Origin of the sequence: uncultured Roseobacter sp. (genome assembly GCF_947499265.1) — a bacterium.
Classification (GTDB): domain Bacteria; phylum Pseudomonadota; class Alphaproteobacteria; order Rhodobacterales; family Rhodobacteraceae; genus Roseobacter.
Genome location: NZ_CANMNK010000005.1, coordinates 229,920 through 255,381 on the forward strand (window position 1 = coordinate 229,920; position 25,462 = coordinate 255,381).

A 25,462-nucleotide genomic window follows, 5' to 3' on the forward strand; every position below is an offset into this window, starting at 1 on the left:
ATTCAGCGGCAAGGGAAAGGGCTCTGTCATGCGACGTTTCATCTGGCTGGCGGTTCTGGCGGCGGTGGGCTGGAGTATCTGGTGGACCGTGGCGACACTGGGATTGGTACGCGGCATCGACGGCTGGTTTGCCGCGCGGCAATCCGAAGGCTGGCAGGCGGAGACCTCCGCGATTGCATTTGAGGGCTATCCTTTCGACATTCTGCTCACTCTCAAAGATCCCGCCTTGGCAGACCCCGAAACCGGGGTCGCTTTTGAAGCCTCCGCCCTGACCCTGCAGGCAAAGCTCTGGGCGCCGGGCTCGATGACGCTCGGCTTGCCGGACGATCCCATTCTGCTGGCCAATCCGGAGGATCGCTACCGCCTGCTGACGCAAAAGGGGCAGGCGCGTCTGTCGGTCAAGACCAACGCAGCACTTGAGTTGGAAGATATGATGGCCGCTGCAGATGCCTGGTTGTTGAGCAGGGATGCGGGTGATCTTCTGTCCGGTGGCGCATCAGAGGCCGCGGTACAGCAAGATGCCGAGGACCCCGCGACCTATCAGTTTGATCTGAATGTGGACGCCCTGCGCCCGGGCGAGGTGATGCGCGATACGCTGTTCATCCCCGAAGATTGGCCGGTGAATTTTGATCGGTTGACGGTGCAGGCCCGCGTGCATTTTGACCGCCCCTGGGATGTCACAGCGCTTGAAGTCTCCCGCCCGCAGCCACGCCGGATCGTCATCAACGAAGCCGAAGCAATCTGGGGCGAACTCCGATTGCGTTTTGCAGCGGGCTTGGAGGTGGACGAGGTCGGAAACGCCAGCGGGACGGTGAATGTGCAAGCGCGCAACTGGCGGGCCATGCTGACGCTGGCGGAAACCGGCGGCGTCCTCCCGTCGGCCTTGAAGCCGCAGATCGAACAGGCGCTGTCGACCTTCGCCGGGCTGTCCGGGAACCCCGAAGCCCTGGATTTGACCCTGACACTGCGCGAAGGTTTTGTCTCTCTGGGATTTTTGCCTCTGGGACAAGCCCCACGCCTGATCCTGCGCTAACGGCAATAGGATCCGCTGCGGTAGCGTGCGGTGTCGAAATGGAAATGGTCGCGGTGATGGCTGTCGGCATTCGGTCCCAGCACCGTGCCAAACGGGCCGCAGGCCCCCCGGTGCATGTCGCGCAACGCCTGACCGTAGTCCCGCGCCGTCCAGCCCGTCAAAACGGTGACCACCGATCCATCGCGCAACTGAAAACCCGAAATGTCGATCGCACGGCCCTTGCCGTGTTCGGAAATCCGCGCGCCCTTCTTGTTGTTCCGGGTCCGGCAGGCGTAGTGCGCCGCGACACGCAAGCCTTTCAGCCCGCCGCCCTTCTTGCTCAGGGCGGGTTTCGCCGCGTCGTTGATCCATGATTTCAACGCCTGCGCCGTCCCGCAATCCATAACCGCCCTTTGGCTGAGCGTCACATCGGACACCGACCGCACTCGCACCGCTTGAGTGACGCCACACCCTATGACCCCGCTGGTCACAGGGCCCACGACCTCACCCTGGATGTCCGGATCGCCGCATATGGCGCCTTTGGCTCGCAGCTTTTGATGCTTGCGGATCACACGGCGCACCGCCCGTGTCCGTTCCTGCGGGCGCAGGGAGACGCGCGGCACATCCCCGCGCACCGTTGCCGCCATGGCCTCGGGCGAGCGCTCGGGCGCTGATATCGCACCCGAACTCTCCAGGTTCAGGGGCAACGCGCCTGTCGTGGGTCGGCTGACCGGTCGTTTTGACGTATCAGGGGCATTGGCAGCGGCACTACCGGCCGCAAGCACGCAAATGAGCAGCAGAAGCCTCACGAAGACGCCTTGCCCCGTCCGAAATCCGGGGCGTCGGTATCCTGCCCCGCTTCGATGATCCCACGCCGGATCGCCCTTGTACGGGTGAAATAGTCATGCAGGTGCTCGCCATCACCGGTCCGAATGGCGCGTTGAAGGGCAAAGAGCTCTTCGGTGAACCGCCCCAGAATTTCCAGCGTCGCATCCTTGTTCGTCAAGAACACGTCGCGCCACATGGTCGGATCACTCGCGGCAATCCGTGTGAAATCGCGAAACCCGGCGGCGGAGTATTTGATCACCTCGCTGTCGGTGACACGGCGCAGATCATCGGCCACGCCCACCATGGTATAGGCGATCAAATGCGGCGCATGGCTGGTGACGGCCAGCACCAGATCATGGTGATCGGCCTCCATTTCCTCGACATTGCTGCCCATCCCTTCCCAAAGCGCGCGCAGTTGCGCCACGGCCTTCGGGTCAGACCCTTCGACAGGCACCAGCAGAAGCCAACGATTGTCAAAGAGCTCCGCAAAGCCCGCTTCCGGCCCGGAATGCTCGGTCCCGGCAATCGGGTGCCCCGGAATAAAGTGAACATGATCCGGCAGATGCGGCGAGACGTTATCAATCACATCGCGTTTGACAGAGCCTACGTCTGAAAGGGTCGCGCCCGGCTTTAAATCATCTGCGATCCCCGCCACGACACTGCCCATCACGCCCACAGGCACGCAGAGCACCACCAGATCAGCATCCTGCACCGCCTCGTTCGCGGTGTCGCACACCCGGTCACACAGGCCGATCCGTCGCGCCGTGTCCCGCGTCTCGGCGCTGCGCGCATAGCCCGTGATCTCGCCCGCGAGCCCCTTGCGTTTCATCGCCCAGAACATCGAGGAGGCAATCAATCCCAGCCCGATCAGAGCGACGCGGTTGTAAATCACGCTCATTCCGCCCCCTTGAAGGACCCAAGCGCCTCCAGCACCCGGGTCACGTCCTCTGCGCGACCCACGGTGATCCGCAATGCTTCCGGGAAGCCGTAGCCTTTGACCAATCGCACCAGAATACCCGCGGATTTCAGATGTGCATCGGCGGCGAGGGCCTCTGCTTCACTGGCAAAACGGGCCATCACGAAATTGGCGTGGCTTTCATCACAGGCGATGCCCAACTGGTGCAGACCGCCGGTCAGTCGGGCACGCTGTTCCGCGTTTTCTTGCAAACAGGTCTCGACAAAGGCGCGGTCGCGCACGGCGGTCTCAGCACCGGCCAGCGCGACGGACGACATGTTGAACGGGCCCCGTATCCGATTGAGCACATCGATGATATTTTGCGGTGCATAGCCCCAGCCAACGCGCAATCCACCAAGCCCATAGAGCTTGGAGAAGGTCCGCGTCATGACGACATTTGCGCGTGCTTCGACCAAGGATGCGCCGCCGTCATAGCCATGGAAGAACTCCGCATAGGCGCCGTCGAGCACCAGAAGGCAATGATCCGGCACCGCATCGGCCAGATGCGTCAACGCGTCTATGTCAAGCGCGGTGCCCGTGGGGTTCGCCGGGTTCGCGATGTAGATCAGACGCGTGGCATCGCTTATTCGATCGATCAGGGCATCGACATCAACACACCGATCCTTTTCCGGCGCAACCACGGGTGTCGCCCCCGCCGAGAGCGCAAAAATGCGATAAAGCGAGAACCCGTGTTCGGTATAGAGCACCTCGTCCCCTGGTCCGGCAAAGGCCATGGCCAGCAGTGTCAAAATCTCATCCGACCCGACGCCGCAGATGATGCGTTGCGCATCCAGCCCGTGCACCTCGGCGATGGCTTGCCGCAACTTCATATGATCCGTGGGCGGGTAGCGGTGCAATCCGGTTGCGGCCTGTGTGATGGCAGCAATTGTCTTGGCGCTCGTCCCAAAAGGGTTCTCGTTCGAGCTGAGCTTGAGCGGATCGGTTTGCCCCTCGATCTGCGAGGCACCACCCTGGTAAAGGGCGATGTCCATAATGCCGGGCTGGGGGCGGATAGCTTGTGTCATCGGGTCGTCTCCTGTCTGGCGGACATTAGCGAGGTGCAGCGTGGTCTGCCACCGGAAGTTTGCCGATGCGTCACGATGCCGAAAAGTGCCCTGCTTTAGGCGCATCGCCGCAATTCTGGCCGCATGCCCATGTGATGGACGCCTGAGCATCCATCCGGGCTGGAAAGCCTTCCTGAAAACCGCGCAGGTCGCCATTGCTTCCTTAACGCACAGGCACACACCGCGGCGCGGACTTGCCGCCCCGCCCACCCTGTGACAGTCTTTTGATATGCCGCATGACACCGCTTTGCTCGATCGCCGATACGCCAGTGCCGCGCCTAAATGGTCCGACCGCATGCGCCTGTTGGGCTATTACGATGGCTATCTGGGGTTTCTATCTCACCTACCCCATACTGCCCGAAAGGGCGGCCATGTCATCGACATCGGCGCAGGCACCGGCGCCATGGCCGAAGCCTGGGTGGCCGTAAACGGCGCGCCCGAACGACTTGCATTGCTTGATCCATCCGCCGCAATGCTGGCAAGCGCTGAGACAGCTTTGACGGCGCGTGGTGTAGATGCGGACTATCTGATCGAAGGTCTGAGCGCCGAGATCGCGGGGCAATTTGATGTCCTACTGGCCGCACATGTGATCGAACACTTCAAAAGCCCGCAGGAGGCGTTGAGATATATGCGACGCCTGGCGCGCCCAGGTGCCCAATTGTGGCTGTCCGTTTCCAAACCCCATTGGTGCAGCGTACTGATCTGGCTCCAATGGCGGCACCGCACGTTCAGGCCCGCAGAGATCGACCAAATGCTGCAAAGCGCCGGGTTTGTCGCGGAACAGCATTATGCCTTCCCCGCAGGCCCACCCTCGCGGACCAGCTTTGGCGTGGTCGCACGCGCGGTTTAGCGGCCATCGCAAAAAAAAGGCCGCGCCAGATTTCTCTGACACGGCCTTTTGATTAATATCGCGAAACGCTTAGTTTTTCGCGTAGAATTCGACGACGAGGTTCGGTTCCATCATGACCGGATACGGCACATCGCCCAGCGCCGGGGTGCGCACGAACTTCGCGGTCATCTTGGAGTGGTCGGCCTCGATATAGTCCGGCACATCGCGCTCCGGCAGCTGCGTTGCTTCGAGCAGCACGGCCAGTTGCTTGGAGCGGTCACGCACCTCGATCACGTCACCTTCCTGCACGCGGTAGGACGGGATGTTGACCTTCTTGCCGTTCACTTTCACGTGGCCGTGGTTCACGAACTGGCGCGCCGCAAAAACGGTGGCCACAAATTTCGAGCGGTACACAACGGCGTCTAGACGACGCTCCAGCAGACCAATCAGGTTTTCACCGGTATCGCCTTTGACACGCTCAGCCTCGGAATAGATGCGGCGGAACTGCTTCTCAGTCAGATCACCGTAGTAGCCCTTGAGCTTCTGCTTGGCGCGCAGCTGAATACCGAAATCAGACAATTTGCCTTTGCGGCGCTGACCGTGCTGGCCGGGGCCATATTCGCGCCGATTGACCGGGGATTTCGGACGCCCCCAGATGTTTTCGCCCATGCGGCGGTCAATTTTGTACTTGGCAGACGTGCGTTTGGTCACGGCTGATCTCCTTCTCAAGATGCCCTGTTGGGCGATGAAGGGCGTTGTCCTCTGGTTTACACCTGACAGGCATTCCCTTGCGGGGGCCACCAACACCAATGAAGCCGCGCTTATACGCCTGTCTCTGCGGGAGTCAACGGGTCTTTGCCAGCGCGATTTCGGCAACCTCGGCGTGGCGGTGGCAGGTCACCAAATGGTCATTGACCATCCCCACCGCCTGCATGAACGCATAGACGATTGTTGGTCCGCAGAATCGAAACCCTTCCTTTTTCAGATCCTTGGAAATCTGCGTGGAGAGCGGGGTAAAAGCAGGCACGTCTTCGAGCGTCTTCCAGCTATTCTGCAAGGGGATGCCGCCCATGTAATTCCATAAAAACTGATCAAATCCGCCTCGTGCTTCAAGGTTTTGCCAGACGCGCGCGTTGGAAATCGTGGCCTCAATCTTGCCGCGGTGCCGGATAATGCCTTTGTCCGCCAACAACCGCTCAACCTCCACCGGTCCCCACTCCGCAATGATGTCGGGCTGAAAGCCGGCAAAGGCTGATCGGAAATTTTCCCGCTTTTTCAAAATGGTGAGCCAGCTCAGCCCCGCCTGAAACCCATCCAGCACCAGCTTTTCCCAGAGCGCCCGACTGTCATATTCGGGCACACCCCAGTCCGTATCATGGTATTTCAAATAGATTTCATCGGGCCCTGCCCAGCCGCACCGCTCCATGCTCGTTGCCCCTGTTTACGTTAACTTTCAAAGCATTAAACTACGATTCAAATTGGAACAAAATAAGAATATTTACCGAGTATTAGGGGTTTTGGTCACAAAGTGGCGGCACGACTTGAGCGAGGACCAGATGCCCGGACCGAGAAAAAGAATGTTGGCGGATATTCCGGCTGGCGCGGAAAATCCGCTGTCCTTCGCCCTGTCGCGGCGCGATCAGAATGTCACGCAAATGGTTGCAGAGGCGATCAAGCACAAACAGGTCATGTTGGCCTACCAGCCGGTCATGCAATCACGCGCGCCGGATAAGGTCGCCTTTTACGAAGGCTTGATCCGCGTCCTGGATGCGACCGGACGCGTCATACCGGCCTCTGATTTCATGAATACCATCGAGAATACGGAACTTGGGCGTCAACTGGACACGCTCGCCCTGGGTATGGGGCTGCGCGCATTGCACGAAAACCCCGATCTACGTTTGTCGATCAATATGTCGGCCCGCTCCATCGGATATCGACAATGGAATCGCACGCTGGACCGGTGGCTCTCGCGCAATGGCATGATCGCTGAACGCCTTATTCTCGAAATCACGGAAAGCTCTGCGATGACCGTGCCGGAGCTTGTTGTTGATTTTATGGACCGCCTGCAGATCGAGGGTATTTGCTTTGCCCTTGACGATTTTGGTGCCGGTTACACCGCCTTGAGTTACTTCAAGGATTTCTACTTCGATGTGCTGAAAATTGACGGGCAATTCATTCAGGGCATTGCCACCGATCCCGATAATCAGGCTCTGACAGCCGCGCTTGTGTCCATTGCACGTCATTTTGACATGCTGACCGTGGCTGAATTTGTCGAAAACAAGCAGGATGCCGAAACGCTTATAGAGCTTGGTTTGGACTGCTTGCAGGGATATTATTTCGGCGCTGCGACCACCCGCCCCTATTGGTTGGGCAACGCAGCAGCCAAAAGCGCTGTTTGAAGCTCACAAGGGCGCATACATGGCGCTTGCAGCTGATGTCACATTTCCATTGGTTGCTGCTGCGCAGCGAATAAGATAAGCACTTTCCCATCATCGGTGGGGGTGCCGGGCCTTGGTTTTCAGGTGTGCGTGAAGCGTCCCTTCCCAGAAATGGCAAAGGACACATCTCTATGACGAACGTCGTTATCGCATCCGCGGCCCGCACTGCTGTTGGCAGTTTTGGCGGATCTTTCGCAACCACCCCTGCTCATGATCTTGGCGCTGCCGTGCTGAAAGAAGTCGTTGCGCGCGCAGGTGTCGATGCATCGGAAGTTTCTGAGACCATCCTCGGTCAGGTTCTGACAGCGGCTCAGGGTCAAAACCCAGCGCGCCAGGCTCATATCAACGCCGGTCTGCCACAGGAAAGTGCAGCCTGGACGATCAATCAGGTGTGCGGATCCGGCCTGCGGGCCGTCGCTCTGGCCGCCCAGCATATCCAATTGGGTGACGCCGACATCGTTGCCGCAGGCGGCCAGGAAAACATGACCTTGTCCCCCCACGCCGCTTCCCTGCGCGCCGGTCACAAAATGGGCGACATGAAATATATCGACACCATGATTCGTGACGGCCTCTGGGACGCTTTCAACGGCTACCATATGGGTCAGACCGCCGAAAACGTCGCCGAGAAATGGCAGATCAGCCGCGATCAGCAGGATGAATTCGCCGTCGCCTCGCAAAACAAAGCCGAAGCAGCTCAAAAAGCGGGTAAGTTTTCTGATGAAATCATGGCCTTCACCGTGAAGGGCCGCAAAGGCGATACCGTTGTGGATCAGGACGAATACATCCGCCATGGCGCCACCATCGACGCCATGCAAAAACTGCGCCCGGCCTTCACCAAGGACGGCTCTGTTACCGCCGCCAATGCCTCCGGTTTGAATGATGGCGCAGCTGGTGCTTTGATCATGTCCGCCGATGAGGCTGAAAAGCGCGGCATCGAACCGCTCGCGCGTATCGCGAGCTACGCCACCGTCGGCCTGGACCCTTCGATCATGGGGGCTGGTCCCATTTACGCGAGCCGCAAAGCGCTGGAAAAAGCCGGTTGGAAGGCCGAAGACCTCGATCTGGTTGAAGCCAACGAAGCCTTCGCGGCACAGGCCTGCGCGGTGAACAAGGACATGGGTTGGAACCCGGAAGTCGTTAACGTCAACGGTGGTGCCATCGCTATCGGCCACCCGATTGGCGCATCCGGTGCACGCATTCTGAATACGCTGCTTTTTGAAATGAAGCGGCGCGATGCCAAAAAAGGCCTGGCAACACTGTGCATCGGCGGCGGTATGGGTGTCGCCATGTGCCTCGAGCGCCCCTGATCAATAGCCGGGCGGCGCTTTAAAACGCCGCCCGATACATTTTTCCTACCTTCAATACGATTCCGCTGCGCAATAAAGTTGCGCAACACGAATTGAATGCGTAACAAGATTATCAGAAAATCAAAGGAGAATCCTATATGTCCCGCGTCGCACTTGTCACCGGAGGCAGCCGAGGCATCGGCGCTTCGATTTCCAATGCGCTGAAAGACGCAGGCTACTCTGTCGCCGCCACATACGCTGGCAACGACGAAGCAGCAGCGAAGTTCACCGATGAAACCGGCATCAAGACCTACAAATGGAACGTCGCGGATTACAACGCCTGCAAAGACGGCATCGCGGGCGTCGAGGCGGATCTGGGCCCGATTGATGTGGTCGTCGCCAATGCAGGCATCACGCGCGACGCACCGTTCCACAAAATGACACCGGAGCAGTGGCAAGAGGTGATCGACACCAACCTGACCGGCGTTTTCAACACCGTCCATCCGATTTGGCCCGGCATGCGCGAGCGCAAATTTGGCCGTGTCATTGTGATCAGCTCGATCAATGGCCAAAAGGGCCAGTTCGCGCAGGTCAATTACGCCGCCACCAAAGCCGGAGATTTGGGCATCGTGAAGTCGCTGGCACAAGAAGGCGCGCGCGCTGGCATCACCGCAAATGCGATCTGCCCGGGGTATATCGCAACCGAAATGGTGATGGCGGTACCCGAGAAGGTGCGCGAATCGATCATCGGTCAAATTCCCGCCGGTCGGTTGGGCGAACCAGAAGAGATCGCACGTTGCGTCGTATTCCTCGCCTCCGACGATTCCGGATTCATCAACGGCTCGACAATTTCCGCCAATGGGGCGCAATTCTTCGTCTAGGCATTTGTCGTCAGAACCAAAAAGGGCCGGTTATCTCAACCGGCCCTTTTTGCATCCCGTAAGTCGGCTGCAGTCCGTCAGCGGGAAGAGGAGAACAACCAGCTCCATGCGTCTTTCATCGCCTGTGCCCGTTCTTCGTGGGCCCGCTGCATTGCGTTGCGTATAGCGGTATCTGTTGCGGCTTCAAACATCGTTCAAGTCCTCGTAGTGGCATCAGTTGATTTGATCTGAATTTACTATGTCATTCGCAAACAAAACCGACAAACGAGACTTTTCATCTATTCAGACAAGATATACTTAAGTGAAATGATAGAACGCCTTCCACCGCTCACAGCGTTACGCGCCTTTGAGGCCGCAGCCCGGCACATGTCTTTTGCCAAGGCCGCAGACGAGCTATCCGTGACGCCCGCCGCCCTCAGCTTTCAAATCAAATCGCTCGAAGAGCATTTGGGCGCCCCACTGTTTCGCCGATTGAATCGCGCGGTCGAATTGACGGAGGCGGGGGTGGCTCTGGCGCCCGGCGCCGCCGACGGTTTTCAAACCCTCTCAAACGCTTGGCGCGCCGCGCAGCGCCTGCAGGACAATCAAACACTGACCGTCACCGCCGGGCCGGCATTTACCGCCAAATGGCTTGCGCCCCGGCTCTACGAATTTGCCCAGGCGCATCCGGACATTGAGCTGCGGTTTTCCGCGTCGCTGAAAATCATGGACTTCGGGCGCGACGCGATTGATGTCGCTATCCGCTTTGGCAGGCATGACGACGCGGGCCTCTACTCGCTGCCTCTGGCAAAGGAATGGGTCGCGCCGGTAATGACACCGGCCCTCGCGGCTCAATTCCCGGACACGGAAAGCCTCATGTCCGCGCCTTTGATATTTGATGATTCCATCAGCTTTCTGCGCCCCAGCTGCGATTGGAAAGCTTGGTTCGCCACTATGGGGTATGATTTTGACCCGCAGCACGGCCCTCATTTCAGCCAGGCTGACCATGCCGTGGATGCGGCCTTGGCGGGCGTTGGAGTGGTCTTGGGGCGCCGCGCCCTTGTGGTCAAAGACATCGACGAAGGCCGGTTGGTCGCCCCTTATGGGACCGCGCTGTCAACCGGTGCGCGGTTCCGCTTTCTTTGTCCGGAAGGCACGGAAAACCGGCCTCAGGTCAAAGCGTTTCGGGAATGGATGTTGCGCGAGATCAGCAAAACGACCTACATCACCGAAGCCATCCAAGTTGTTGACCCCATAGAAAGCCTCGCATGACCCAGCCTCAGGCCACGCTGGTCGGATTTATAGCCGTCATCCTTTGGGCGCTTCTGGCGCTCCTCACCGTGGGCTCTTCCCCAACACCGCCATTCTTGCTCAATACCATATGCTTTACCATCGGCGGGACCTGTGGATTGATCTGGACAGCGCTTTCCGGCGGTCTGCGCGTGCTCCGCACCGTGCCGCTGAAGGTATATTTTTTCGGCACGCTGGGGTTGTTTGGCTACCACGCGCTGTATTTCTCCGCGCTGCGCCTCGCCCCCGCAGCAGAGGCGGGATTGATCGCGTACCTCTGGCCATTGCTGATTGTCGTCCTGTCAGGATTGCTCCCGGGCGAAAGGGTGAAACGAGGCCACCTTCTCGGCGCAATCATCGGCTTCGCAGGCGCCGCTTTGATCATTTCGGGTGGTGGTGGTGGCTTTCAGGCCGAATTTCTCAGCGGCTACCTGCTGGCACTGATCTGCGCTCTGACCTGGTCGAGTTATTCTGTGCTGTCACGTCTGGTCGGTGAGGCGCCAACACAGTCTGTAACGGTCTTTTGCCTCGCCTCCGCGGCGCTATCGCTGCCACTGCACCTGATGTTTGAGCAAACAGCCATGCCAGTAACCGCGGTTGCCTGGGTTTCCACAATACTTCTGGGGCTCGGGCCTGTAGGGCTTGCATTCTTTGTCTGGGACATTGGCGTCAAGCACGGAGACATACAGTTATTGGGAGCGGCATCTTATGCAGCGCCGCTTTTGTCTACGTGCGTTCTTGTAGTGGCTGGTGTTGCACCATTGTCAGCGACCCTTGGGATCGCGGCCATCCTGGTGACGAGCGGTGCCGTGATTGCGGCCCGGGCCAGCCTGACGTCGGGAAACTAGCTCGACAGTCGCGTTATTTCTTCCTTGAGGCGTAGTTTTTGTTTTTTCAGGTCAGCGATTGCAAGGTCGTCGATGCCGGGTGCGCGTTGCGCCTCTTCTACGGCTTCGCTCAGTGTCTGATGTTTTTTCTTCAGCTGGTCGACATGCGCAGTAACGCTCATTCATTCCTCCTGTTTGCTACGGTACGGCACAAGTTGAACACACCTTGCGATTCAAGTCACGCCGCATTCGCAGAATGCACACACTACCCGTTAAAATTGTATTAACGGCGTTCAAAACCGCAGCGCCGCCCCTTCCCGCAGCACGGATTTGACGAGGGGAACATAGCTGTCGGCGTCCTGCAGGTGCCGCGGGCCTTCGTGGAGAATCAGTGGCGCGTGCAGTTTGAAGGCCGCACGCCCGTTTTTGCGCGCACGGATGATCACCAGCTCTGCACGGCGCCCGATACGTGGGCTGATCGGCAAAACCTCGATGCTGCCCATATGCTGCGGCAGGGCGGCCAGGATTTCAGGCAACCGCTCTGCGCGGTGAATGAAGTGAACAAACCCCTTTGGCTTCACGCGTTTGGCTGCGACCTTCACCCAGATAAGCAAAGGGGTGTCTTCACCCAATGCGGTTTCGCGCCCGGCATCATCGGCAGCGCGGCCCGCCCTACGATCAAAATAGGGTGGATTTGCAATGACATGATCGAATTGGCGGTCACGCAGATCCAGCGGCAAATCATTCAGATCCGCCACCACGACCTCCAACGCACCGCCGCCGTTGCGCTCTGCCAGCCGGGCATAATCTTGCTGCAGCTCCACGCCCGTGAGCGACAAGCCGGAAACCCGCGCGCCCAGACACAATGCCGCAGCCCCGACACCGCAACCAAGGTCCAGAATGCTCTGCCCGGACACGGCTGGCACACTCGCCGCCAGAAGGACCGGATCGACCCCCGCGCGATACCCGGTTTTGGGCTGCAACAGCTGCACCTGACCGCCCAAAAAGTCGTCCCGCGTCAGCGCATCATTCATTTGCCCAGCGGAATTTCATTGTCGCGCATTACGCGCATCGCGGCGGTGTGATCATCGGACCGGACCATCAACCGACGCGGGAATATTCCGATGCCCCCTTCGAGCACGCTCATGTTTACGTCCAATTCAAAGCAGTCTATATCCTCGCCCTGAAGAAGGGCCGTGGCAAAGGCGATGATCGTTGGGTCTGTGCTGCGCAAAAGTTCCTTCATATCAGGGATGTAAAGGCAAGCTGGCGGTCATGTCGAGCGTGCAAACGGGAAGTTGATGTTGCAGACTGAAAATTCGCAAAAACCCCATGATCGGATGGCGGCCTTTCTGGCCGATGATCTGGCCGCGGTGAACACTTTGATCCGCACGCGCATGGCATCTGAGCATGCCCCGCGCATTCCCGAAGTGACCGCGCATCTGGTTGATGCCGGCGGCAAACGTCTGCGGCCAATGCTGACGCTCGCGGCCGCGCATATGTGTGGCTATGAGGGGCCTTATCACATCAATCTTGCGGCGACTGTGGAGTTCATTCACACCGCAACGCTGCTGCACGATGATGTCGTCGACGAAAGCGGCCAGCGGCGTGGGCGTCCGACGGCGAACCTGCTGTGGGACAATAAATCGTCGGTTCTGGTGGGTGATTATCTCTTCGCACGCAGTTTTCAGTTGATGACGGAAACCGGCTCGTTGCGCGTGCTGGACATCCTGTCGAATGCCTCCGCGACGATTGCCGAAGGCGAGGTTCTGCAGCTCACGGCCAGTCAGGATCTGGGCACAACGGAAGACATCTACCTCAAGGTGGTCCGTGGCAAGACCGCGGCACTGTTTTCTGCGGCCATGGAAGTTGGCGGGGTGATCGCTGATGCACCCGAAAACCAGGTGCGGGCCCTTTTTGACTATGGCGATGCTTTGGGCGTGGCCTTTCAGATCGTTGATGATCTTCTGGATTTTCAAGGGGATGCCAGTGCAATCGGGAAAAACATCGGTGATGACTTCCGCGAACGAAAGCTGACCATGCCCTTGATCAAGGCGGTTGCGAAAGCAGATTCAGAGGAGCACGCTTTTTGGGTCCGGACCATCGAGAAAGGCAAACAAACCGATGGCGATCTGGACCACGTTCTGGCTCTTTTGCAAAAACATGATGCATTGACCGATACGGCGACTGCAGCCCGCACCTGGGCGGCGCAGGCAAAAGATGCACTTGCGCCCCTTCCCGATCACGAGGTCAAAAAGATGCTGAGCGATCTGGCCGACTATGTGGTTGAGCGGATCAATTGAGGACGCGCGCGCGCCGATTGTGACCCAAGCCGCGCGGTTTTGACCCACCAGTCTGGATGGGTCTGCGCGATGGCGAGCGCAGCACGCTCGGCGCTTTCCTGATCCAGGAACACCCCAAAACAGGTTGCGCCCGACCCTGACATGCGCGCCAGCAGGCAATTCTGCTGAGACACCAAAAGGGTTTTCACCTCGGCAATCGATGGCTCCAGCGACATTGCCGGGCCTTCCAGGTCGTTGCGCTGTTCGGCAAGCCAGGCGACCAGGTTCTGCGCATTTTTGAAGGTCGGAAGTGTCTTTGGCATGGGCGGATGGCTCTTTTGAACCAGCGCCTTGAAGACCGAGGGCGTTGATACTGCACGTCGCGGGTTTGCTAAAACCGCGTGTAGCGGGGGCAGCTCCGGCAGGGGGGCAACCTCTTCACCAATCCCCCCCACACGTGCGGCGACAGAGTGCAGGCACATCGGGATATCCGCGCCAAGCGCCAAAAGCTCAGCGGCGCGGTCGACGCCCTCGGTGATGGCTGAGAGCCCACGATAGGTCGCCGCGGCATCCGCCGATCCACCACCAATCCCCGAGGAGACCGGCAGGTTCTTGATCAGATCGAACCCTGTGCCCTCCAGCCCGTCAAACAACCGCGCGACCTGCAGGATAAGGTTATCACCACCCCTGGGCACGGCATTGGCCTCAGATCCCCCGACGGTCATCGAAAATGCATCGCCTGGGGCAATGCGCAGCCTGTCGCCGACATCTGCAAAGACCACAAGACTGTCGATCAGATGGTAGCCATCCGCGCGCTGACCGGTAACATGAAGCGTCAGATTGATCTTGGCCGGCGCAAAGACCTCAACAGCCGGACGCTGATCAGCCATGGCCTTGTGTCACTCCCTGGCGACTTCCAGAGGGGTGGCGCCCTCTTCCGCAAGCACCGCATCAAGGCCAACTTTCAGCTTGCGGCGGATGCGGTCGGGCTTGGCTTCGCTCAGAGGATCATTCTCATCCACGAAAGACAGCGCGCGCGCCCATTGGAACTCCGCTTCGCGCTTACGCCCCACCGCCCAATACACATCGCCAAGATGGTCGTTCACCACCGGATCAACCGCCATCAGTTCGACGGCACGTTCCATATGCGGCACCGCCTCTTCGTAGCGCCCCAACCGGTAAAGCGCCCACCCCAGAGAATCGATGATGTATCCGCTGTCCGGGCTTGCCGCGACCGCGCGCTCGATCATCTCCAGTGCTTCGGTTAACTGTTCTTGCCGCTCGACAAGCGAATAGCCAAGGTAATTCAGCACCTGTGGCTGGCCCGGGTTAATCTCCAGCGCGGCGCGAAAATCGGCCTCCGCCTTCTCCCAGTTTCCCTGCCGTTCGTGCGAAATTGCCCGGGCATAGAGCAGGAACCAGCTTGGCCCGCCACTGTCTTGCGCCAGTGCCGCAGCCTTGTCATAAGCGACAACGGCCTCTGCAAACCGGTCCTCGCGCCGCAGCGCATCCCCCAGCGAGGAGTGCACGCTCGCCAGTGTGCCATGACTGCGGGCAAGTTGTTCCAGCACCTCAATCGCAGCCTCGGGTTTGCCGGATTCGCGCAGTGCAGCGGCGCGCCCCAGTTCAGCCGCATGATAGGAGGGATCGTTCGCTGGCACGCGCTTGTAGATGTTGATGGCCTGGTTGTATTGCTCAAGCGATTCAAAAATCTCGGCGGTCAGCAACAGCGCGTCAACATGATCGGGCCGCAGGTTGAGCGCGACCTGCACATAGAGGATGGTGTATTCCGGGCCCGCCTCGGACATCAACGCAGCGGCCACAGAAAAGAAAACCTCCGCAAACCCGTCTTGCACGGAGTTTACATGCTGAAACGGCAGCGGTTCCTCGCTGTTCAAAGCGGCGATGATCTCTTCAATTTCAGGATCGGTGGCACCGCTGAACATACGCTGCAACAGCTCCAGGGCTTCCTGTTCTTTTTCCAGTTGCGACAGGATTTCTACACGCGCCAGAACGCCGCGTCGGGTCTGAATGATCGTACCGGTTGTGTCCGCTGCGAAAATGGCCTCTGCGCCTTCAAAGTCGCCGACAGACGCCAGCGCCATCGCCTTGTGATAAAGCGCAAAGCCCTGCAGGCCGGGCTGCGCTGAGATGGCATCAAAAGCCGCCAGCGCTTCGGAAACCTTGCCCGTGCCCATCAGGGCCCATGCCTTCACCAGACCGTCAACAAGCGGCCCGATGCCTTGTTCGTCGGTTGGCTCGAACTGCAGCAGGGCCTCATAGTCTTCCTGCAGGATCCGGTGCGCTGTCATCACCAGTTCCGCAACCTGGCTGGGGCGATCTGTCGTGAGCAGGGTTTCGGCAACCGGCATAGCGCGATCCACGCGCCCCAATGCCAATTGCGAGACCACAACGCTCTCCATCAGCTCCAGATTAAGCGGATCGCGCGCCAGTGCCTGCGTGAAATAGGAGGCGGCCTGGTCGAAATCACTCTGCATCGCGGCAGATCGCGCCGCCAGATACGCACCTGCATTCGATTGGGCGGCGAGGGGTGCCGCAACGGCCACTGACAGGGCAATTGCGGCCACAGATGTCATCAATTTATGGAACACGGATGCACGACCTCTTTGAAGACGGTGTTTCCCATAGGCTAACAGGTTCAGCCTCAAGCGCAATGCTGCGCGGCCATATCTGGCTGACGCACCCCGCCTTTCGGCGGGATGACGGATTATTGATCAAAAGGTGGCCCCGCCCAACCCTACATGTTCGGGTAATTGGGTCCGTCCCCGCCCTGCGGCGTCGTCCAGACGATGTTTTGCGCCGGGTCCTTGATGTCGCAGGTTTTGCAATGCACGCAGTTCTGGAAGTTGATCACAAAACGCGTGTCCTTGCCGTCTTCTTCGACAAATTCATACACACCCGCCGGACAGTAGCGCGCCGAGGGGCCCGCATATTTGGGCAGGTTGCTCTGCACCGGGACTTCGGCGTCTTTGAGCGTGAGATGCGCAGGCTGGCTTTCTTCGTGATTGGTGAAGGAAAATGCCACGTTGGTGAGCCGGTCAAACGACAGTTTTCCATCCGGCTTCGGATATTCGATCGGCTGATGTTTGGCGGCTTCTTCGGTCGCTTCGGCATCGGATTTGCCATGCCCCAGCGTGCCGAGGATCGAGAACCCCAAGGTGTTCGTCCACATGTCGAAGCCACCCATCACCAGGCTGGCGGTCAGACCGTATTTGGACCAGAGCGGTTTGACATTGCGCACCTTGCGCAGGTCCTGACCGATTTTGCCGCTGCGCACTTCGGTCTCATAAGCGGTCAGCTCATCGCCACCGCGCTCCGCCGCAATGGCCTCGATTGCCGCCTCTGCCGCGGCGATGCCAGAGAGCATCGCGTTGTGGTTGCCTTTGATGCGCGGCACGTTGACCATGCCCACCGAACAGCCCAGCAGCGCCACGCCGGGTGCCACCATCTTGGGCATCGACTGGAATCCACCTTCCGAGATCGCACGGGCACCGTAAGCCACGCGTTTGCCGCCCTCTAGCAGGTTCGCCACCATGGGGTGATGCTTGAAGCGCTGGAATTCCATGTAGGGAAAGAGATGCGGGTTCCTGTAATTCAGGTGCACAACGAAACCCACATAAACCTGATTGTTCTCAAGGTGGTAGATGAAGGAGCCGCCACCGGCGTTTCCACCCAGCGGCCAGCCCATCGTGTGGGTCACCGACCCTTCCTTGTGCTTGGCGGGATCAATCTCCCAGATTTCCTTCATGCCGAGGCCGAATTTTTGGGGCTCATGCTCGGCGGACAGGTCGTATTTGTCGATCACCTGTTTGGAGAGGCTGCCGCGTACGCCTTCAGACAGGAACACATATTTGCCGTGCAGCTCCATGCCGGGTTCATATCCATCGCCCTGGCTGCCGTCTGCATTCTTGCCAAACTCACCGGCCACCACGCCTTTCACTTCGCCGTTCTCGCCGTAGACAAGCTCGGAGCAGGACATGCCGGGGAAGATTTCCACGCCCAGCTCTTCCGCCTGTTCCGCCATCCAGCGACAGACGTTGCCCATGGAGACGATGTAATTGCCGTGGTTGTTCATCAGGGGTGGCATCGGCGCATTGGGAATTCGCAAATGGCCCGCTTCACCGAGCATGTAGAAGTTGTCCTCGACCACCGGCACGTTCAGCGGCGCACCTTTCTCTTTCCAGTCCGGGATCAGGGCATCCAGCCCCACCGGATCGAGCACCGCGCCAGACAGGATATGCGCGCCAACTTCGGAGCCTTTCTCCAGCACCACAACGTTGCACTCCGCGTCCAGCTGCTTGAGCCGGATCGCCGCCGACAGGCCCGCAGGACCCGCACCAACGATGACGACATCGTATTCCATCGCTTCGCGTTCAATCTCTGACATTCCCGGCTCCCTTATATTCTTCGGGGCGCGGCACCCGCCGCGCAACAATCGTTCGCGATTGGCTAAACCACGTCACACCCCAATGCAATCGCAACTGGGCGTCATATAGGTGTGAAAACGATGAATTCATCGCGGAAAAGCGCGGTTTTTAGTCACGCTTTGGCGTGTCCCCCATCAAGTAACGTGGCCCGGGCCCTTTTTCACCCGCGCGGTCGGTCGGATTATAGAGTGCGCAGTTGGGCAGGCTGAGGCATCCGCACCCGATGCAACCGTCCAGGCTGTCACGCAGGCGCGTCAGGGTTTCGATCTTTTGGTCCAACGTTTCCCGAAATCCACCGCTGATCTTTGCCCAATCCGCCTTGGTCGGGGTACGCCCGCCGGGCAGCCGGTCAAGCTCTGCTCTGATCTGCGGCAGGGTGAAGCCAAATTGCTGTGCAATCATGACAAAGCTCAGGCGCCGCAGGTCTGAGCGCTGAAACCGCCGCTGTCCCCCGGCATTGCGCCAAGGGTTAATCAACCCCTGCGCTTCGTAATATCTGATGGCAGAGACCGCCAGACCCGTACGCTCCGCCAGTGCACCAATAGAAAGGCCTTCGTTCACACGCATAAAAATCCCTTGACCTAAAGTTAGGTTTAGAAATTACAGTATCTGTGATCAAGGATTATTGAAAGGAGAAAGCCAATGGCTGCAATGCTTGAGCACGCAAATTACACGGTCTCGGACGGTGATGCGACAGCCGCATGGATGTGCGACCTCTTTGGCTGGCACATCCGTTGGAAAGGGCCATCGATCGATGGCGGCCAATCCATTCATGTGGGCACAGATACACAGTACCTGGCGCTCTACACGCCCGGAAAGGGCACCGCTGAAAAGTCCAACAGTTATCTGACCAACGGTGGGTTGAACCACATTGCCGTTGTCGTTGACGACATTGATGCAATGGAACGGGCCGTTACCGACAAAGGATTCACCGCCGGAAACCATGGGGATTATGAACCGGGACGGCGGTTTTACTTCCACGATCACGACAATATCGAATATGAGGTGGTGCAATACGACTAACCCGGCGCGTGCCTATCCGGCACGGACCCCTTGCATTTTGCCTCACCTTTAGGTCAGGTAGTTGCCAACTCTCACCTGCGGCCCCCGGCGAACCCCGGCGGGCCGCATCATTTCGTGGACGATACCGATGGATAAAATCCCCATGACCCGCAAGGGCCACGCCGATCTGGAAGCGGAACTGAAGCAGCTGAAATCTGTGGAGCGTCCCGCCATCATCAAGGCCATTGCGGAAGCCCGCGAGCACGGTGATCTGTCCGAAAACGCCGAATATCATTCCGCACGCGAAAAGCAGTCTTTCATCGAGGGCCGGATCAAGGAGATCGAAGGCGTTCTGGGGCTGGCGGAGGTGATCGATCCCGCAAAGATGAGCGGCACCATCAAGTTCGGTGCGACGGTCACGCTGGTCGATGAGGACACCGACGAGGAAAAGACCTGGCAGATCGTCGGAGAGCACGAAGCCAGCATCGAAAAAGGCCTGCTGAACATAAAATCGCCTATTGCGCGCGCCCTGATTGGCAAGGATGAAGGCGACAGCGTAGAAGTGCGCACTCCGGGCGGTGAGAAGTCCTATGAGGTGCTCAAAATCGTCTATGCCTGACAGGACCTGCAGACATGGCTGACACGACTGAACAATCTGACATGCCGGAGGCGGCGGCCCGCCCGACCCCTCTGGGCATCTACGACCGCCCCCAATCCGAAGGCATCACCAGCATCGAGGTTGTCGCTCTGGCGCTCTCAGCCATCTGGTTGCTGGCCTCCGTTATTTTCTTTTTGGTCGTGCCAAATGATGCGGATGAAAGCGGCGGCGGGCTTAAATTCCTGATGACGATGCTGGCCGTTTTCATGCCGGTTGCGATGATCTGGGTCGCGGCGACCGCAGCGCGGTCCAGCCGGGTGATGCGCGAGGAAAGCCAGCGTCTGCAGGCGGCCATCGACGCGATCCGCCAGACCTATATCGCGCAAAGTCAAAGCGGTGTCATGGGACCGGAACCGGCGACGGTCGCACGCAAACTGGATGAAATTGCCGCCGCGACCCGCAAGACCGAAACCGTTCTGGCCACCTTCACATCACGTCGCGAACAAGATCGCGCAGCGGCCCCCGCACCTGCGCCCGTGAACGACGCCCCGCGTGACGACCAGCCCGCGCTCGCATTGGGCACGCAGGCGGCGGATATCGCACCGCCCCTAGCAACAGAAGATTTCATCCGCGCGTTGAATTTTCCCGAAACGGCGGAGGACGAAGCGGGGTTTGCGTCCCTGCGCCGCGCGCTGAAAGATCGCTCCGCCGCGCAGCTTATTCAGGCGGCGCAAGATGTGCTGACGCTGCTGAGCCAGGACGGCATCTACATGGATGATCTGCAACCGGATCGCGCCAGGCCGGAGATCTGGCGCCAGTTCGGTCAGGGTGCGCGCGGTCGACCCATCGCGGCCCTGGGCGGTGTCAGGGATCGGTCCTCATTGGCGCTAACCGCCGGGCGTATGAAGCAGGATCCGATCTTTCGCGATGCCGCGCATCACTTCCTGCGCCGCTTTGATAAGACATTCGCCGAATTCGAGCACAGTGCTACAGACGGCGAGATCTCGGCACTGGCAGAAACCCGCACGGCGCGGGCCTTCATGCTGTTGGGACGCGTCGCAGGAACATTCGACTAAGCGCTTTAGGTGCAAACCTTCGCGCGGTTCTCCTGATCAAACGTCGCGTTGAGCACGGTGCCGTCGGCGAGATTGAAAACCACGCTTGCGCCTGAGATTTCCGCGCCGGTCACCCGGATCTGACCAAGATCGGATTGCGCGCGCTGGTCGTCCACATCGATGGTGAAACCAGCACGCTGCCCGGTGGACATCTCGTTCAGTTGAACCTCCAACTGCTCTGCGCCATCCGCCACATCGACATGCTGCATCTCGCCCTCCGGTACAAAGGGCTGGAAGACTTCGACGCCATTGCCGCCTGCGGCGGTATCAAAAACCAGGCCACCCGCCGAACTGCTCAAATCGATCCGCAGCCCGGTCAGAAAAACGCCCGTCGCGGTATGGATGATTTCAAACCGATCCCGGGGCGCGCTTTCTGTGAATTTCACCGTGAGCCCCTGCATGCATTCCGCCTGAGCGCCGGTTGCGAGGAGCGCTGCAAGCGCTGTTGTCAAAAAAGTCGTTCTATACATGCGGTCCACCATCATTTGTCGTCAACGAGTAATCTTAGGGCGCAACAGAGGATTGGAAAGTGGCCTACAAACCGAAGCTGCCGAAAGGAATATACCTGACCAGCGTTCCGACCTCGATTTCCGCTGCCGCTTCGGGAAGTTCCACGAAGCCATCCGCCCAGGACAAACCGCTGATCCGGCCCGATCCTTCGGAAGCAAAGACCTCCGCCTGCCCGTTTCTGATCCGGGCGCGCAGGTATTCGGTACGGCCCGCTTTCTTGCGCTTGGAGAACGCGGCGGGCACATCGAACCCCTGCGGCTCTCGCCAGCTCTGCCCGGCCAGCCGTGCCATCGCGGGGGCTGCGAAGACCAGCGCGCAGGTCATCGCGGCAACCGGATTGCCCGGGAGCCCGAAAACCGGGGTCTGCGCCCACATGCCCAGGGCCAGGGGTCGGCCGGGTTTCACCGCGATGCGCCACAGCGTCATTGCACCAGCCTCTTTCAGCAGCGCTGAGACGTGGTCTTCATCCCCCGCCGAGGCGCCGCCGCTGGTGAGGATCAGATCGGCCTGAGCCGCAGCCTTGGAGAGGCTTCCAGCCAGCAGGTCCCGGTCATCTGTAACCCGTCCCATATCGACCGGCGCATGACCAAGCGCGCGGATCAGTTCCAGCAGCATGGGCCGGTTGGCATCAAATATCTGCCCCGGCGCCGCCACGTCTCCCGCCTCCACCAGCTCAGCCCCTGTTGACAGAACAGCGACCCGCAAGATGCCGTAAACCGACACGGCCACAGTTCCGATGGCCGCCAGCACTGCGGCCTCTGCCGGGCCAATGCGGGTGCCTTTTTTGAGCGCGATGGCGCCCTCGACGACGTCTTCCCCCGCCCGTCGGGTGTTGGCGCCCGCGTTGATCGGTCCGCGAAAGGCAATAGTCGTGTCACTGACGGTCACGTCTTCCTGCAGCACCACTGTATCCACGCCTACAGGCAGGGAGGCCCCGGTCAGAATGCGCACCGCGTGGCCGTCAGGGACCGCACCTGGCACATCGCCTGCGGCAGCGCGCCCCGCTGCCAGGGGCATCTGGTGCACTCCGGCCGGTTTGCCACCCGCAAATCCGTATCCATCCACGGCAGTATTGGGCAGTGGTGGGTTGGATCGCCGCGCGACCACATCCTCGGCGAGCACACGGCCTGTCGCGTCCGAGACAGGAACAACCTCTACCGGGGTGACTGGAGCCAGGCGCGCTTCCAACATATCAAGGGTCTCACGCACCGGCGTCCAATGCACGCCGGGTGGCAGGGCAAAACAGTCGTTGGTCAGTTTCGGTGGCTGCAACGCGGCGTGCTTTAGCTGCGCCTCATGACCCAACCCGAAAATCCAGCCTTCTTCCGGCGCGTCGACCTTCAGAATGCGGTGCAGCGTTTCTACATCGAGGTTGGAGACCATGCGCGCCACCTCGCGCACTTGCCAGGCATCCTTGATCTCACCTTCGGGGCCTGCGCCAAGCGTCAGGGACGGCCAGATTTCGACAAAGGCAATTTCCCGGTCCAGAGGTTCGAACGGCCAGATCGCCGCGTCAAAGCGTTTTCTCAGCCGTGACAGGACGGGCAACCCCATCAAGACCTGCGAACCGACCGCGCCCGTGCCGCCCAATTGCCAGCAGGAAAATGACCCCTTTGCCGCTGTTTCGGCGACCCGCTTCTCCGGAAAGGGGTTTTCATACAGGTCCTTGCGCCGGGGCAGTCCGGCGATATCCCGTTTGAGACCGTTGAACCAAAACGGCCCCTGTCCGCCAAATTGCAGGTTGATGGATGCCGCAAGATCAAACCGGTTATTGGCTTGCGGGCTGTCCTCAACGCGGGTCTCCAGCCAATCCCAGACGGCGAAAGGGTCATCGCTTCCGGTCAGCGCCCTGGCGAAACCTGTGGGATAACCAAAGGGAAAATCGAACCCGGCGAGGACGCGGCGACCTGCCCGCCGTTCGGCCTCAAAAAGCACCGCAAGCCAGGTTTCTGCCTCGGTGCGGTTGCGCAGGTAAACCGGGTCTTCCGCCCGCCCCAACCGGGCGACACAGGCCCAGATCGCATCCTGTCGCGGGGATTTGCCTGTGTCATTGCCGCCCGACCAATCGACCATGACGATTGTGTCAAAGCCGCTCACAAACCGACCTCAGCAAGGATGAAATCTGCGATCCGCGCAGTATCATTCAAGTCAAACACGGGTCGGTCGAGTGTCAGATCCGTATCGCTGGCGACGGCACGGATGGTGCTGTCCTCGGTCGCGATCAACGGGTTTCCCGTCTCCGCACGGTGCGCCTCGATCTTGTGATGTGTGTCGCGTTTGTACCCCTCGATCAGCACCAGATCGACCGGTGACAGCCTGGAGAGCAAATCCTCCAACGTCGGCTCCGAGGCCTCGCGCAGCTCATGCATCAGGGCAAATCGCTTGGCCGACGCCAAAAGCACCTCCGTCGCACCCGCTTGCCGGTGCCGATAGCTGTCCTTGCCGGGCTGATCCACATCGAACACGTGATGCGCGTGCTTGACGGTTGAGACGGAATAGCCACGGCTGCAAATCTCACTCACCAACCGCTCCATCAGCCCGGTTTTGCCCGCGTTTTTCCACCCCACGATCCCATAGAGCTTCATATCAGCGTCTCCGCTCTGGCCAGGTCCTCGGGTGTATTTACATTGAAAAACGGATCAAAGCCGGAGACGGGAAAGAGAGCCTCGCCCGCCTTGTGTTTGTCTGTCCAGATCACCACTTTGCGCAACCCGTCCTGCAAGGCGGCCCGCAGGTCCTCCCGCAGGGCCACCGGCCAGAGGCCAAACGTCGGGTGTCGGACACGACCACGATCAGGGTCAGGCGTGGCCGCAAGCGCAAGGGGATGGCGCATCCCGTCAGCCGCCAGCAAAAGCTGCGGCACCAGATCGCCCGGGAAAAAAGGTGTGTCCGCCGCTGCCGTGACAATTGTATCCGCGCCGCGCGCTGCCGCCCAGTCGAGCCCAGCCAGCACACCGGCAAGCGGGCCGGCAAAACCCTCGATGCTATCGGCCATAACCGGCAGGCCAAAGCCTGCGAAGCGCGCGGGATCACCATTGGCGTTCAGGGCCAAACCCGCAACCTGCGGGGCAAGGCGATCGATCACGCGGGCGAGCAGCGTCTGCCCCTTGAGGTGCAAAAGCCCCTTGTCGCCACCGCCCATCCGCGTGGCCTGCCCACCCGCGAGGATCACACCCAATGGCTGTTTCATTCCGCGCCTTTCCGGCCTGCGTGCCGGGGTTCTTGCGGCACTGTCGAGGGGTCCGTGTCACGGAGCAGGCGGTCTTCTCCGGACAGGCACAAAAACCGTTGCCCCTTCATGCGACCAATCAGGGTCAGCCCGACCTGTTGCGCGATCTCAACGCCCCAGGCGGTGAACCCGGAGCGTGATGCAAGCACCGGAATGCCCATCATCGCGGTCTTGATCACCATCTCCGACGTCAGGCGGCCCGTCGTGTAGAGGAGCTTATCCGCTGCGGGAACGCCTTCGGCCAGCATCCACCCGGCGATCTTGTCCACCGCGTTATGGCGGCCGACATCTTCCATATAAACCAACGGCTTATCCTCATGACACAGAACCGTACCATGGATCGCCCCCGCTTCGAGATAGAGTGACGGTGTGCGGTTTATCTTGGCACTCAGCGCATAGAGCCATGAGGTTTTCACCGGTGAGGGCGGCAGGCTGACCCCTTCCAGCCCGGCCATCATGTCTCCGAATACCGTACCCACAGCGCAGCCGCTGGTCCGGGTTTTCTTGCGCATTTTTTCCTCGTAGTCGGTCTTGCGCGCGGTGCGGACAACGACGGTTTCCAACTCCTCGTCATAGTCCACGCCGGTGATCTCATCGGAGGCGCGCAACATCCCCTGATTGCGCAAAAATCCCAAGGCCAGGTAGTCGGGATAGTCGCCAATCGTCATGGCTGTCACAATCTCCTGCCCGTTCAGGAAAATCGTCAACGGTCGCTCTTCCACCACATTCGTCTGAATGCGCGTGCCCTCATGGTCGAACCCCGCCACCGTCCGCGTCAGCCTAGGCGCGCGCGGATCGGGGGCGATCAGATACTCGCTGGTGGTATCCAGTTTGGCCAATTGCATCCTCTTTTCGGTTGGGGTACCGGTTGGGGCAACTGTAGAAGCAT

General features: G+C 59.8%; 28 protein-coding genes. 11 read left to right on the forward strand and 17 right to left on the reverse strand.

Annotation, left to right across the window (positions count from 1 at the left end):
• Nucleotides 1–28: 28 nt before the first annotated feature.
• A complete protein-coding gene (locus Q1A63_RS15245; RefSeq protein WP_298973939.1) occupies nt 29–1,033 on the forward strand; it encodes a DUF2125 domain-containing protein in 1,005 nt (334 codons plus the stop codon).
• Here Q1A63_RS15245 and Q1A63_RS15250 read toward each other — a convergent pair.
• Genes Q1A63_RS15250 through hisC form a run of 3 tightly spaced genes read right to left on the reverse strand, consistent with a single transcriptional unit; the run spans nt 1,030 to nt 3,820 of the window.
• Nucleotides 1,030–1,821, reverse strand: a complete 792-nt coding sequence (locus Q1A63_RS15250; RefSeq protein WP_298973941.1) for an extensin family protein — start codon at nt 1,819–1,821, stop codon at nt 1,030–1,032. The genes Q1A63_RS15245 and Q1A63_RS15250 overlap by 4 nt on opposite strands.
• Nucleotides 1,818–2,738 (reverse strand): prephenate/arogenate dehydrogenase family protein, encoded by a 921-nt coding sequence (locus Q1A63_RS15255; protein ID WP_298973943.1) that lies wholly within the window; start codon nt 2,736–2,738, stop codon nt 1,818–1,820. Before Q1A63_RS15255 ends, Q1A63_RS15250 begins: the two co-directional genes overlap by 4 nt.
• Nucleotides 2,735–3,820, reverse strand: coding sequence for a histidinol-phosphate transaminase (gene hisC / locus Q1A63_RS15260; RefSeq protein ID WP_298973945.1), 1,086 nt, complete (start codon nt 3,818–3,820; stop codon nt 2,735–2,737). The genes Q1A63_RS15255 and hisC overlap by 4 nt, the downstream gene beginning before the upstream one ends.
• A 268-nt stretch (nt 3,821–4,088) precedes the next feature.
• Between hisC and Q1A63_RS15265 the strand changes: the two genes are divergently transcribed.
• Nucleotides 4,089–4,709, forward strand: a complete 621-nt coding sequence (locus Q1A63_RS15265; protein ID WP_298973947.1) for a methyltransferase domain-containing protein — start codon at nt 4,089–4,091, stop codon at nt 4,707–4,709.
• Nucleotides 4,710–4,778: 69 nt separating this feature from the next.
• Here Q1A63_RS15265 and rpsD read toward each other — a convergent pair whose 3' ends face one another.
• Both rpsD and Q1A63_RS15275 read right to left on the reverse strand, forming a co-directional pair.
• Nucleotides 4,779–5,399 carry a 30S ribosomal protein S4 gene (gene rpsD, locus Q1A63_RS15270; protein ID WP_298973950.1) on the reverse strand — a complete coding sequence of 207 codons (621 nt, stop codon included), beginning with the start codon at nt 5,397–5,399 and terminating at the stop codon, nt 4,779–4,781.
• Between the two features lie 133 nt (nt 5,400–5,532).
• Nucleotides 5,533–6,114, reverse strand: a complete 582-nt coding sequence (locus Q1A63_RS15275) for a DNA-3-methyladenine glycosylase I (protein WP_298973951.1) — start codon at nt 6,112–6,114, stop codon at nt 5,533–5,535.
• Between the two features lie 151 nt (nt 6,115–6,265).
• Here Q1A63_RS15275 and Q1A63_RS15280 point away from each other — a divergent pair, with 151 nt between their 5' ends.
• From Q1A63_RS15280 to Q1A63_RS15300, 5 genes are all read left to right on the forward strand, one after another.
• Complete coding sequence (locus Q1A63_RS15280) at nt 6,266–7,087, forward strand: EAL domain-containing protein (protein WP_298973953.1); 822 nt, start codon at nt 6,266–6,268, stop codon at nt 7,085–7,087.
• A gap of 170 nt (nt 7,088–7,257) precedes the next feature.
• Nucleotides 7,258–8,433, forward strand: a complete 1,176-nt coding sequence (locus tag Q1A63_RS15285; protein ID WP_298973955.1) for an acetyl-CoA C-acetyltransferase — start codon at nt 7,258–7,260, stop codon at nt 8,431–8,433.
• A gap of 137 nt (nt 8,434–8,570) precedes the next feature.
• Nucleotides 8,571–9,293, forward strand: a complete 723-nt coding sequence (phbB, locus tag Q1A63_RS15290; RefSeq protein WP_298973956.1) for an acetoacetyl-CoA reductase — start codon at nt 8,571–8,573, stop codon at nt 9,291–9,293.
• Nucleotides 9,294–9,599: 306 nt separating this feature from the next.
• On the forward strand, nt 9,600–10,544 hold the full coding sequence (locus tag Q1A63_RS15295; protein WP_298973957.1) for a transcriptional regulator GcvA: 945 nt from the start codon (nt 9,600–9,602) through the stop codon (nt 10,542–10,544).
• Nucleotides 10,541–11,410: an EamA family transporter gene (locus tag Q1A63_RS15300; protein ID WP_298973959.1), complete on the forward strand. Its 870-nt coding sequence runs from the start codon at nt 10,541–10,543 to the stop codon at nt 11,408–11,410. Before Q1A63_RS15295 ends, Q1A63_RS15300 begins: the two co-directional genes overlap by 4 nt.
• Here Q1A63_RS15300 and Q1A63_RS15305 read toward each other — a convergent pair.
• The 3 genes from Q1A63_RS15305 to Q1A63_RS15315 all read right to left on the reverse strand — a co-directional run bounded on the left by Q1A63_RS15305 (nt 11,407) and on the right by Q1A63_RS15315 (nt 12,635).
• Nucleotides 11,407–11,571 carry a DUF465 domain-containing protein gene (locus Q1A63_RS15305; RefSeq protein WP_298973961.1) on the reverse strand — a complete coding sequence of 55 codons (165 nt, stop codon included), beginning with the start codon at nt 11,569–11,571 and terminating at the stop codon, nt 11,407–11,409. The genes Q1A63_RS15300 and Q1A63_RS15305 overlap by 4 nt on opposite strands.
• 111 nt (nt 11,572–11,682) lie before the next feature.
• Nucleotides 11,683–12,423, reverse strand: a complete 741-nt coding sequence (locus Q1A63_RS15310) for a methyltransferase domain-containing protein (protein ID WP_298973962.1) — start codon at nt 12,421–12,423, stop codon at nt 11,683–11,685.
• On the reverse strand, nt 12,420–12,635 hold the full coding sequence (locus Q1A63_RS15315) for a DUF2007 domain-containing protein (RefSeq protein WP_298973964.1): 216 nt from the start codon (nt 12,633–12,635) through the stop codon (nt 12,420–12,422). The genes Q1A63_RS15310 and Q1A63_RS15315 overlap by 4 nt, the downstream gene beginning before the upstream one ends.
• 55 nt (nt 12,636–12,690) lie before the next feature.
• Here Q1A63_RS15315 and Q1A63_RS15320 point away from each other — a divergent pair, with 55 nt between their 5' ends.
• Nucleotides 12,691–13,692: a polyprenyl synthetase family protein gene (locus tag Q1A63_RS15320; protein WP_298973965.1), complete on the forward strand. Its 1,002-nt coding sequence runs from the start codon at nt 12,691–12,693 to the stop codon at nt 13,690–13,692.
• Here the strand turns inward: Q1A63_RS15320 and Q1A63_RS15325 are convergent.
• The 4 genes from Q1A63_RS15325 to soxR form a co-directional block, all read right to left on the reverse strand.
• A complete protein-coding gene (locus Q1A63_RS15325; protein ID WP_298973966.1) occupies nt 13,668–14,561 on the reverse strand; it encodes a 4-(cytidine 5'-diphospho)-2-C-methyl-D-erythritol kinase in 894 nt (297 codons plus the stop codon). The two genes, Q1A63_RS15320 and Q1A63_RS15325, sit on opposite strands and share 25 nt — an antisense overlap.
• 9 nt (nt 14,562–14,570) lie before the next feature.
• On the reverse strand, nt 14,571–16,268 hold the full coding sequence (locus Q1A63_RS15330; protein ID WP_298973967.1) for a tetratricopeptide repeat protein: 1,698 nt from the start codon (nt 16,266–16,268) through the stop codon (nt 14,571–14,573).
• 161 nt (nt 16,269–16,429) lie between these two features.
• Nucleotides 16,430–18,079 carry an electron transfer flavoprotein-ubiquinone oxidoreductase gene (locus tag Q1A63_RS15335; protein WP_298973968.1) on the reverse strand — a complete coding sequence of 550 codons (1,650 nt, stop codon included), beginning with the start codon at nt 18,077–18,079 and terminating at the stop codon, nt 16,430–16,432.
• A 148-nt stretch (nt 18,080–18,227) separates the two neighbouring features.
• Nucleotides 18,228–18,686 carry a redox-sensitive transcriptional activator SoxR gene (soxR, locus tag Q1A63_RS15340; protein ID WP_298973969.1) on the reverse strand — a complete coding sequence of 153 codons (459 nt, stop codon included), beginning with the start codon at nt 18,684–18,686 and terminating at the stop codon, nt 18,228–18,230.
• A gap of 75 nt (nt 18,687–18,761) precedes the next feature.
• Between soxR and Q1A63_RS15345 the strand changes: the two genes are divergently transcribed.
• The 3 genes from Q1A63_RS15345 to Q1A63_RS15355 all read left to right on the forward strand — a co-directional run bounded on the left by Q1A63_RS15345 (nt 18,762) and on the right by Q1A63_RS15355 (nt 20,795).
• Complete coding sequence (locus Q1A63_RS15345; protein WP_298973971.1) at nt 18,762–19,142, forward strand: VOC family protein; 381 nt, start codon at nt 18,762–18,764, stop codon at nt 19,140–19,142.
• 127 nt (nt 19,143–19,269) lie between these two features.
• A complete protein-coding gene (gene greA / locus Q1A63_RS15350) occupies nt 19,270–19,740 on the forward strand; it encodes a transcription elongation factor GreA (protein WP_298973973.1) in 471 nt (156 codons plus the stop codon).
• A 14-nt stretch (nt 19,741–19,754) separates the two neighbouring features.
• Nucleotides 19,755–20,795 carry a hypothetical protein gene (locus Q1A63_RS15355; RefSeq protein WP_298973975.1) on the forward strand — a complete coding sequence of 347 codons (1,041 nt, stop codon included), beginning with the start codon at nt 19,755–19,757 and terminating at the stop codon, nt 20,793–20,795.
• Nucleotides 20,796–20,800: 5 nt separating this feature from the next.
• On the opposite strand, the gene Q1A63_RS15360 is transcribed toward Q1A63_RS15355, so the two are convergent.
• The 5 genes from Q1A63_RS15360 to Q1A63_RS15380 form a co-directional block, all read right to left on the reverse strand.
• Nucleotides 20,801–21,304: an aggregation factor core gene (locus Q1A63_RS15360; RefSeq protein ID WP_298973977.1), complete on the reverse strand. Its 504-nt coding sequence runs from the start codon at nt 21,302–21,304 to the stop codon at nt 20,801–20,803.
• 64 nt (nt 21,305–21,368) lie between these two features.
• Nucleotides 21,369–23,441 carry a gephyrin-like molybdotransferase Glp gene (glp, locus tag Q1A63_RS15365; protein ID WP_298973978.1) on the reverse strand — a complete coding sequence of 691 codons (2,073 nt, stop codon included), beginning with the start codon at nt 23,439–23,441 and terminating at the stop codon, nt 21,369–21,371.
• Nucleotides 23,438–23,929 (reverse strand): molybdopterin-guanine dinucleotide biosynthesis protein B, encoded by a 492-nt coding sequence (mobB, locus tag Q1A63_RS15370; RefSeq protein ID WP_298973980.1) that lies wholly within the window; start codon nt 23,927–23,929, stop codon nt 23,438–23,440. Before mobB ends, glp begins: the two co-directional genes overlap by 4 nt.
• Nucleotides 23,926–24,534 (reverse strand): molybdenum cofactor guanylyltransferase MobA, encoded by a 609-nt coding sequence (mobA, locus tag Q1A63_RS15375; RefSeq protein WP_298973982.1) that lies wholly within the window; start codon nt 24,532–24,534, stop codon nt 23,926–23,928. The genes mobB and mobA overlap by 4 nt, the downstream gene beginning before the upstream one ends.
• A complete protein-coding gene (locus Q1A63_RS15380) occupies nt 24,531–25,418 on the reverse strand; it encodes a formate dehydrogenase accessory sulfurtransferase FdhD (RefSeq protein ID WP_298973984.1) in 888 nt (295 codons plus the stop codon). Before Q1A63_RS15380 ends, mobA begins: the two co-directional genes overlap by 4 nt.
• Nucleotides 25,419–25,462 lie beyond the last annotated feature (44 nt).

Coding starts and splice junctions, on each gene's coding strand:
- Q1A63_RS15265 (WP_298973947.1), top strand. CDS start 4,089: ATGCCGCATGACACCGCTTTGCTCGATCGCCGATACGCCAGTGCCGCG.
- hisC (WP_298973945.1), bottom strand. CDS start 3,820: ATGACACAAGCTATCCGCCCCCAGCCCGGCATTATGGACATCGCCCTT.
- Q1A63_RS15320 (WP_298973965.1), top strand. CDS start 12,691: ATGTTGCAGACTGAAAATTCGCAAAAACCCCATGATCGGATGGCGGCC.
- Q1A63_RS15300 (WP_298973959.1), top strand. CDS start 10,541: ATGACCCAGCCTCAGGCCACGCTGGTCGGATTTATAGCCGTCATCCTT.
- Q1A63_RS15310 (WP_298973962.1), bottom strand. CDS start 12,423: ATGAATGATGCGCTGACGCGGGACGACTTTTTGGGCGGTCAGGTGCAG.
- Q1A63_RS15285 (WP_298973955.1), top strand. CDS start 7,258: ATGACGAACGTCGTTATCGCATCCGCGGCCCGCACTGCTGTTGGCAGT.
- Q1A63_RS15275 (WP_298973951.1), bottom strand. CDS start 6,114: ATGGAGCGGTGCGGCTGGGCAGGGCCCGATGAAATCTATTTGAAATAC.
- Q1A63_RS15345 (WP_298973971.1), top strand. CDS start 18,762: ATGGCTGCAATGCTTGAGCACGCAAATTACACGGTCTCGGACGGTGAT.
- Q1A63_RS15330 (WP_298973967.1), bottom strand. CDS start 16,268: ATGACATCTGTGGCCGCAATTGCCCTGTCAGTGGCCGTTGCGGCACCC.
- Q1A63_RS15255 (WP_298973943.1), bottom strand. CDS start 2,738: ATGAGCGTGATTTACAACCGCGTCGCTCTGATCGGGCTGGGATTGATT.
- Q1A63_RS15305 (WP_298973961.1), bottom strand. CDS start 11,571: ATGAGCGTTACTGCGCATGTCGACCAGCTGAAGAAAAAACATCAGACA.
- greA (WP_298973973.1), top strand. CDS start 19,270: ATGGATAAAATCCCCATGACCCGCAAGGGCCACGCCGATCTGGAAGCG.
- mobA (WP_298973982.1), bottom strand. CDS start 24,534: ATGAAACAGCCATTGGGTGTGATCCTCGCGGGTGGGCAGGCCACGCGG.
- Q1A63_RS15360 (WP_298973977.1), bottom strand. CDS start 21,304: ATGTATAGAACGACTTTTTTGACAACAGCGCTTGCAGCGCTCCTCGCA.
- Q1A63_RS15245 (WP_298973939.1), top strand. CDS start 29: ATGCGACGTTTCATCTGGCTGGCGGTTCTGGCGGCGGTGGGCTGGAGT.
- Q1A63_RS15325 (WP_298973966.1), bottom strand. CDS start 14,561: ATGGCTGATCAGCGTCCGGCTGTTGAGGTCTTTGCGCCGGCCAAGATC.
- Q1A63_RS15315 (WP_298973964.1), bottom strand. CDS start 12,635: ATGAAGGAACTTTTGCGCAGCACAGACCCAACGATCATCGCCTTTGCC.
- mobB (WP_298973980.1), bottom strand. CDS start 23,929: ATGAAGCTCTATGGGATCGTGGGGTGGAAAAACGCGGGCAAAACCGGG.
- Q1A63_RS15380 (WP_298973984.1), bottom strand. CDS start 25,418: ATGCAATTGGCCAAACTGGATACCACCAGCGAGTATCTGATCGCCCCC.
- Q1A63_RS15295 (WP_298973957.1), top strand. CDS start 9,600: ATGATAGAACGCCTTCCACCGCTCACAGCGTTACGCGCCTTTGAGGCC.
- phbB (WP_298973956.1), top strand. CDS start 8,571: ATGTCCCGCGTCGCACTTGTCACCGGAGGCAGCCGAGGCATCGGCGCT.
- Q1A63_RS15335 (WP_298973968.1), bottom strand. CDS start 18,079: ATGTCAGAGATTGAACGCGAAGCGATGGAATACGATGTCGTCATCGTT.
- Q1A63_RS15355 (WP_298973975.1), top strand. CDS start 19,755: ATGGCTGACACGACTGAACAATCTGACATGCCGGAGGCGGCGGCCCGC.
- soxR (WP_298973969.1), bottom strand. CDS start 18,686: ATGCGTGTGAACGAAGGCCTTTCTATTGGTGCACTGGCGGAGCGTACG.
- Q1A63_RS15280 (WP_298973953.1), top strand. CDS start 6,266: ATGTTGGCGGATATTCCGGCTGGCGCGGAAAATCCGCTGTCCTTCGCC.